The organism is Bacillus sp. EAC, from assembly GCF_002156875.1.
GTDB lineage: Bacteria > Bacillota > Bacilli > Bacillales > Bacillaceae_G > Gottfriedia.
The window spans coordinates 1-8,083 of record NZ_NCSY01000023.1; the positions used below are offsets into that span (position 1 = coordinate 1).

Annotated in this window: 8 protein-coding genes and 2 rRNA genes; 9 read left to right on the top strand and 1 reads right to left on the bottom strand. The window is 34.3% G+C overall.

Features of this window, described 5'->3' with window-relative positions; all coding sequences use genetic code 11:
• The first annotated feature begins 2 nt into the window (after positions 1 to 2).
• The 8 genes from rrf (at position 3) to B7R65_RS20740 (ending at position 6,287) form a co-directional block, all read left to right on the top strand.
• Positions 3 to 118 (top strand): 5S ribosomal RNA (rrf, locus tag B7R65_RS20705).
• Positions 119 to 292: 174 nt separating this feature from the next.
• The gene (locus B7R65_RS20710) at positions 293 to 1,018 is read left to right on the top strand and encodes a class I SAM-dependent methyltransferase (RefSeq protein ID WP_088044707.1); all 726 of its coding nucleotides are present in this window, start codon (positions 293 to 295) and stop codon (positions 1,016 to 1,018) included.
• A gap of 220 nt (positions 1,019 to 1,238) precedes the next feature.
• The gene (locus B7R65_RS20715; protein WP_256941431.1) at positions 1,239 to 1,508 is read left to right on the top strand and encodes a hypothetical protein; all 270 of its coding nucleotides are present in this window, start codon (positions 1,239 to 1,241) and stop codon (positions 1,506 to 1,508) included.
• A 289-nt stretch (positions 1,509 to 1,797) separates the two neighbouring features.
• On the top strand, positions 1,798 to 2,427 hold the full coding sequence (locus B7R65_RS20720) for a class I SAM-dependent methyltransferase (RefSeq protein ID WP_088044708.1): 630 nt from the start codon (positions 1,798 to 1,800) through the stop codon (positions 2,425 to 2,427).
• A gap of 382 nt (positions 2,428 to 2,809) precedes the next feature.
• A complete protein-coding gene (locus B7R65_RS20725) occupies positions 2,810 to 3,271 on the top strand; it encodes a phage tail protein (RefSeq protein ID WP_088044709.1) in 462 nt (153 codons plus the stop codon).
• Positions 3,272 to 3,546: 275 nt separating this feature from the next.
• Positions 3,547 to 3,810, top strand: a complete 264-nt coding sequence (locus B7R65_RS20730) for an ArsR/SmtB family transcription factor (protein WP_088044710.1) — start codon at positions 3,547 to 3,549, stop codon at positions 3,808 to 3,810.
• A 79-nt stretch (positions 3,811 to 3,889) separates the two neighbouring features.
• Positions 3,890 to 4,990 (top strand): alkene reductase, encoded by a 1,101-nt coding sequence (locus tag B7R65_RS20735; protein ID WP_088044711.1) that lies wholly within the window; start codon positions 3,890 to 3,892, stop codon positions 4,988 to 4,990.
• A gap of 106 nt (positions 4,991 to 5,096) precedes the next feature.
• The gene (locus B7R65_RS20740) at positions 5,097 to 6,287 is read left to right on the top strand and encodes an MFS transporter (RefSeq protein ID WP_088044712.1); all 1,191 of its coding nucleotides are present in this window, start codon (positions 5,097 to 5,099) and stop codon (positions 6,285 to 6,287) included.
• A gap of 513 nt (positions 6,288 to 6,800) precedes the next feature.
• Here B7R65_RS20740 and B7R65_RS20745 read toward each other — a convergent pair.
• Positions 6,801 to 7,268, bottom strand: a complete 468-nt coding sequence (locus tag B7R65_RS20745; RefSeq protein WP_088044713.1) for a hypothetical protein — start codon at positions 7,266 to 7,268, stop codon at positions 6,801 to 6,803.
• Between the two features lie 361 nt (positions 7,269 to 7,629).
• Here B7R65_RS20745 and B7R65_RS20750 point away from each other — a divergent pair.
• Positions 7,630 to 8,083, top strand: a 16S ribosomal RNA gene (locus B7R65_RS20750); the annotation flags it as partial.

The window sequence follows — 8,083 nt, forward strand, 5'->3', positions numbered from 1 at the left end:
AATCAAGTGATGATAGCGAAGAGGTCACACCCGTTCCCATACCGAACACGGCAGTTAAGCTCTTCAGCGTCGATGGTAGTTGGGGGTTTCCCCCTGTGAGAGTAGAACGTCGCCTGGTTAATTGAAAGACATCAGCCTATAAGCTGATGTTTTTTTGTGCTCAGAAAAATTAATAAACGTTTATTACAATGAATTTATTTACAACAAAGCATTAAATTTTAATGGAAGAAATCAAAACAAAACCCTCCAATATTGAATAGACTAAACTATCTTAATTGATAGGGGGTAGCATATGGATAAATTTTCGTATTTTGATTTGCTTGCGATATTAAATATAGAAGATGCTCATCCAGGAGGCTTTGAATTAACAAAAGGACTTGTGAAATTTTTACCCCTTACATCAAATAGTTCTGTATTAGAAGTTGGATGTGGATCCGGTAACACTGCTTGTTATTTATATGAAAAATACAAATGTTCAATAACTACTATTGATTTGAATGATCAAATGTTAATTAATGCAAAAAAACGTTTTAGAAGAAAAAATTATCCTATTAATATTTACCAAGCAAATGCAGAGGATCTTCCGTTTAAAGACAACACCTTTGATGTTATCATCTCAGAGTCAGTGACAAGTTTTACAAACATAGAGAAATCGTTAAAAGAGTATTATAGGGTACTCAAAAATGGTGGTTATTTGCTTGCTATTGAAATGACAACAGAAAGACCGTTAATTCTAAAGGAACAAAATGAGATTGAAGCGGTATACGGAATTCGTAAAACAAGAACAGTAAAAGAATGGGAAATATTTTTTAAGAAAACAGGTTTTAATGATTATAAGATTATTAGAGGTGATACAATCATAAATACCTCAATAAAACCAACACCATCATTACCTTTTCATAAATTGCCGCCTGAAGGTATGGATATGTTGCATAAATTTCAAGAATTAATAGTCCGTTATAAAGATGTGTTAGGGTATAGGGTGTTTTTATGTAAGAAAAGTGAGATAAGCAAATAGTGCTTATCTCACTTTTTATTGTTTGGCCCTGTTAAAGACTAATTTTGGATCTTTTATTAAGCTGCCATTGAAGAAAGATATATACTTCCATTCACTGTTGTGAATCTTAGGGTCCATGGTTGGCTAACTAGCAGTATAGTTTAACAATGGCATTAACTAATTTTCAAAATCTGCCCGTTTTATGGAATAAAAATTAAGAGAAAATGAAGGGATTCGTGATGTGAACGAAGAAATACATTTCAAATCATTTGTATTACAAGAGGAGGAAGCACGAGTTTTGAATAAGAAGGATGATAAGAAGATTCATATCTACCATATTACATTAACAAACGGTGAACTGCTCAAAAATACCCGCGTCGAAGGTTCACTTGAATGGAGACTTTCGGGTATCGCTGCAAATCTTATTGCTGTGGAAGATGACAATGGGAAAAAGATTGTATTGAGCAAATATCAAATTGTCAAAGCAGAACTGGAAAACATTGAAGATTAGGATTATTAAAGATTTTTACTTCAACTAACAGGTAGTTAGATGAATAACAGTGGACTACTTCGGTAGTCCATTTTTTTGTGCTAACTGGCAGTTTAATTCAATAAGAAATGATAATATGGAGTATAGATAGTTAATTAAATTGGAAAAAAATATATTGTTATATTTAAATTTTGAGAATAAATTTTTTATTTTTATTTTGTAAAATGAAGTTCAATGAACTAATTTAGGCTATGTTTTAAATTAATATATTATTTATTTGTAATTAAACTAAATATAAAGGTGAAGAGGTATGACAGAATTCTGGGAATCAAGTTTTATAGAAAATCAAATGATGTGGGGATTTGAACCTTCAGACTCAGCAATTGTGACAAAGGACTTTTTCCTTGAAAAGAAGGTTAAGGAAATATTGATACCTGGTATAGGATATGGTAGAAACGCAAAGGTTTTTATTGAGAACGGAATAAGTGTAACGGGTATTGAGATTTCAAAAACAGCGATTGATTTGGCAAGGGAGAATGGGCTTGATATTAGTATTCATCATGGTTCAATAACGGATATGCCTTTTGATAACAAGCTTTATGACGGTATATTTTGTTATGCACTTATTCACTTATTGGATAATCGTGAGAGAGATAAGTTTATTAAAGATTGCTATGAACAGTTAAAGCCAAACGGATATATGATTTTTACTACTATTTCAAAAGAAGCCCCAATGTTTGGAAAGGGCAAACAACTAGGTAAAGACTATTACGAGATAATGGAAGGGGTAAAAATGTTTTTTTATGATTCTGACTCGGTTAAACAAGAATTTGGAAAATATGGGCTGATAGATTTTTCGGAAATTGTTGAGCCGCATAAGAATATGGAAAATAAACCTCCGTTTAAATTTATAATGGTAAAATGTCAAAAAGAACTATAATTACGATTACATAAAAAATAGTGAATTTTTAATCGAAAAGCATATCTTTTACTTTAAAATGGAGTGAGGGCAACTACAAAGTTTATACCGATTATGCTAATTTTTTAGTGAACCTCAAAAAAATAAATTAGTATCATTAAAGTAATTCAATGCGTTAGTTAAGAAATGTCATGTGGATTGTAATGTAACAATATTTTTTCTTGAATCATTTTTGGTATAATATGGTAGTTAAGAGGATTAATTTGAAGTTTGCCTATATGCGTGTTTCTACATTTGAACGAGATTTGTACCGTCAAAAAGAACAAATTGAAGAATGGCTTACTTTTTGGTGAAATGTGGATTCCTTTTGTTAGGAAATTAAGAGGGAAAAGGAGGGACTTAAATGTCCTATATCGTTGATTTTAAAAATGTGTCTACGGTTGGTTTAGAGTCTTCACCTGTGGTAGAGGCGCTTTCTGGTTTACGTGCTCATGAAGCACGTTACTTTATGAACAAATACAAGCATGAATTTACGGTAGTACCAGCTAGCGAAAGCAAGGAGACACTTGATTATGTGAACCAAATTTTGAAAGAACGTGATATTGAGTTTGCGGCTAAACCTTTAGAAACCTCGCGTTTTCAAGTGGAAAATATCAAATTTACTTATGTCTTTTATGAAGATGGTCTTGCGGTCAATGTCATGTATACAGTAGATGACCCTAAGAAGCGTGCCGTTGGTTTTAAGCTTTCTGAGGGAATGGAGATACCAAAGGAGTTAGAAGAAAAGTTTAAGTTTGCTAGGCAGAAGTCTAAATTAGCTGGAACAATTCGGGGCTCGTATTTTGTAATTAAAGGTGAATATTAAAGTGAATTATTGATTAGTATGAAATGCTAATTTTCTAGTGTAAGTATCGTATGCGTTATTTCAATAACGAATATAAAAATAGCCTGTATCAATGATCGCTTGGTGATCTAAGATACAGGCTTTATATTTTGGTGACTATTTGTTAACATTATTAAAATAAGAAAGCAGTCTTTGAAATAAAAAAGGAAAAGCACTTTCTTGACAAAAAGTCTAAGATTAAATACAATATTTCTAGAAATACTGAAATAAGGATTGTTGAAAGGGGGTTTTTAGCGGTGAATGATGACATTGCAGTAAAAGTTTATAAGGCACTTGGTGAAACGACTCGTTTACAAATCGTGAAATTACTTGCGGGGCAATCAGAGTTAGCTTGCCAGGAAATGGCGACTCAATTAAAAGTTCCTGCCAATTCAACATTGACGCATCATTTAAAACCTTTACTCGATTGCGGATTGTTAGCGGTTCGTAGAGAGGGAACCTTCAGATATTACAGTTTACAACGAGAAATACTTGCACAATACGCTCCCGCTTTAATTTAGTGTTAAAGCGGAATATTTTTAATAATAATTTCAGTATTTGTAGAAATACCGAATAAATAAAATGAACGGGGGAAATTTTATGAGTCAAATTAGCAAAGAAACAAAATCTTGGGGAAATTTAAAAAATGGTTTAGAAAGTAAATTGTTTGAACCAGTAAAAATTGGAGCTTGGAGTCTACGCTCTCGTGTCGCTATGGCACCTTTAACAAGATCTTTTGCAGATGATCAGACTGGTGTAGTAGGAGAGGATATTGTCGAATATTACCGAAAACGTGCTGCAGATGGAGTTGGTTTAATCATTTCAGAAGGAACGGTCATTGGTCCTCGTGGAAAAGGCTATCCTGGAATTCCAGGCATATATTCAGACGAACAAATTAAGGGGTGGAAAAAAGTAACTGATGCTGTTCATAATGAGGGAGGAACAATGATCGCTCAAATATGGCATGTTGGTCGTTTATCTCATCACGAACTTGCTGGAAATCTACCTCCTCAAGCACCATCGGCTATTCCGGCTGAAGGCCTTGTCTCTCGTTTCAGAAAGCCATATGATGTTCCTGAGGAAATGACAATTGAAGATATTAATGAAGTGATTAATCTATATGCGCAAGCTGCGAAAAATGCAATAGCAGCTGGTTTTGACGGTGTGGAAATTCATGGTGCCCATGGATACTTAATTGACCAATTTAATTCAGATATAACAAATCAACGTACAGACAAATATGGTGGTGATCTTGTTCAAAGATTAACCTTCATGAAGGAAGTAATTAAAGCAGTTATCGACGCAATCGGTACAGAACGAACAATGATCCGATTCTCTGCTCATAAAGCAGATATACCAAATTACATGTGGGAAGATCCAGAAATGGCAATTCGTACATTCGTTGAGGTATTTAAGGAAGCGGGAGCAACAATGATTCACCCATCAATTATGCAATTTGATCGAGTGCTTGCAGACGGAAAAACGATGCATCAATTAGTTCGAAAATACTGGGATGGTGTCATTATTGGAGTTGGTACATTAAATCCAGAAATGGCGAATCAAGCGATTGAAGAAGGAATAATTGATCTCGCTGCTTTCGGGCGTCCATTAATTTCTAATCCTAATTTTATGCATCGTTTAAAAAATGGTAAAGAATTGGAAGAATACGATGTTAAGAAGCATCTTAATACTTTAATTTAATGCACAAGAATGGAATGAAGCTTATATAGCTTCTTTCATTTTGCACATTATTTCGGTGTTTATAGAAATATAGAAATTAATATGAATATTGAGGAGAAAATTTCACATGTCAAATTCAGCAAAGATTTATATTTTATCATTAATAAGTTTTTTAGTTGGTACTTCGCAGTACAACATCTCAGGTAACTTGGATAAAATGGCAGATGTTCTGGGAGTGTCAATTGGAGCGGCCGGCCAATTAATTACAGTCTTTTCATTAGCCTATGCAATCGGTACACCTATATTAATGGTATTAACGGCTAAAATGGAAAGACGTAAATTACTGATTTATATGTTGTTTGTTTTTATTATAGGGAATATACTTTCGGTAATTGTTCCAAGCTATGGATTATTTATGATTGCTCGCATTATTATGGCTTTAAGTACAGGAGTAGTTATCGTTACAGTTTTAAGTATCGCAGCAAAGATAGCACCTGCTAATAAAAAAGCAAGTTCAATTGCAACTGTTGTCATGGGATTTACCGCATCTCTAATCATTGGTGTTCCTATTGGGCGTTTTATTACATCTACTTATGGATGGAAATTTGTATTTATTGGTATCGCATTATTAGTTTTACTTGTCATTTTAATTGTTTTAAATACAATACCAAAAATGAGTGGTGATGCTTCTATCCCTTTAACGAAACAAATCGCTATGTTCAAAAAGCCAAAAATTTCTTTAGCATTATCAACCACTTTCTTTTTAATGACAGGTTACGGGTTTATTTTTACTTATTTATCTCCATTCCTTGTAAATACTGTAGGTATGAATGATCATCTTTTAAGCATTACTTTACTCGTTCTTGGAGTTGCAAGCTTATTTGGTTCTAAACTAGGTGGACTAAGTGCAGATAAGAAGGGAGTAATTTTCACATTAAAGAGAGGGTTAATCGTAAACTTGACTTCTTTAGTTGTGCTTTCATTCGTAACACATTCAATTATTGCAGTATTTATTATACTGACAGTCTGGTCATTTGCAGGCTGGTCATTAGGTGCAACTCAGCAATACAATTTAGCGACGATATCACCTGAATCCTCGGATGTGTTGCTAGGTCTGAATCAATCGATGATGCAATTAGGATTTGCGGTTGGAGCAGGTTTAGGTGGAGTAATTGTGGGGCAAATATCATTATCTTCAATTACATGGTTTGGTGCATTAAGTGTTGTGTTTGCAAGTATTACAACATTTGGATTATCACGTTACTTTAATAATAAAATGGTAGTCGACCAAGAGTTTGTGGCACAAAAGCGAGCTTGATCAATTTGGCTAGACAATCAATTAATTAAGTAAGTATCTTGTTATTAGAGTAATAATTTAAATGTTGATATTATATTTATAAGTTAACTGTAATTCAGGATAGACGAGATCTATAGCATTGATTGTTTTAATAGTTGACATTAAATCGAAGCAAATTACGATTTTGTGGATGGTACAATGGAAAAGTAAGTGTGCAACAATCTAAAAAAGTCTTAAGATTACTTGTTTCTTTCTCGATAGTATTTCTAGTGTCTCCTATTATAAGTGCATTGTTAAAGTTATAAAATAATCGTTAGCGCATTTAATAAGAAAATACCTAATTCAGCTAACTCATGCGTTAGCTGAATTAGGAAAAGTAAAGACCACAATTTATGGTCTTTTTCTTTTAGTCAAAAATTCATAAATTAAGTTTACATTCACCTTAGTTTTTGGAAGATAAAATTACAACGGTAAAAAAGAAAAGACCATAATTGGTCTTTTCGAATTATATTCCTTTTGTTTTTAACTAACTATCTAGAAGAAGAATAATGCAGCAAGTGCGACACCGGCAATAAAGCCGATTGCTATTGAAACGCCAAATCCACAACCGAAGAATCCACATCTAAAATTATCTCTTCGAAAGTCGTCTCTTCGAAAGTCATCTCTTCGAAAGTCATCTCTTCGAAAGTCATCATTGACCCTATTATCTTGACGGAAATTTCTATTTGAAAAACCTCTGTTTGAATTCATTCTGTCTGAAGAGTTTCTACTAGAGTAACCTCTGCCTTCATTATCTCTATTGAAACTATTTCTGTTCCAAGAAGAAGATCTATTGTTTGTGTTATTTGAGTTTTGACGTTGCTGATCCACTGGTTCGATCCATACTCTGTCTTCAGTCACTCTACTAATTCTACCAAAATGTACTTTTCCAGATTTATCGTAAATGCGTACAACCTGCCCTTTATAATTATTACATAATTGTCGGGCTTCATTACTTTGCATAACAATTCCTCCTTTCTTGTACTAATCTATGGGGAAGGGATCGTTCGTGCTTGTACTTTTACCTAGATGTACAATTAACTAAATAAATTCTTATTCTTAAAAACAAACTGGACTAATTATAGAATTATTGTAAAAAAATGCTTGCAAACAGAATGGTGAGATGGTATATTTATTTATGTTGTCACGAAGAAACAGCTTGGACAACAAAAAATATTTTAATAAGTTGTTGACATTGATGTTAACAAAATGTTATTATATTATAAGTCGCTTACGAGCGATGAGTGATCTTTGAAAACTAAACAAAACATGAAGTAAAACGTCAATTATTAGTTTTAGAGCAAAACAAGATTTAAACTTAACTATTATGGAGAGTTTGATCCTGGCTCAGGACGAACGCTGGCGGCGTGCCTAATACATGCAAGTCGAGCGGACTTGTAGGAGCTTGCTCCTGCAGGTTAGCGGCGGACGGGTGAGTAACACGTGGGCAACCTACCGATAAGACTGGGATAACTTCGGGAAACCGGAGCTAATACCGGATGACACAAAGGAACTCCTGTTCCTTTGTTGAAAGATGGCTTCGGCTATCACTTATAGATGGGCCCGCGGCGCATTAGCTAGTTGGTGAGGTAACGGCTCACCAAGGCGACGATGCGTAGCCGACCTGAGAGGGTGATCGGCCACACTGGGACTGAGACACGGCCCAGACTCCTACGGGAGGCAGCAGTAGGGAATCTTCCGCAATGGACGAAAGTCTGACGGAGCAACGCCGCGTGAACGATGAAGGCCTTCGGGTCGTAAAGTTCTGTTGTTAGGGA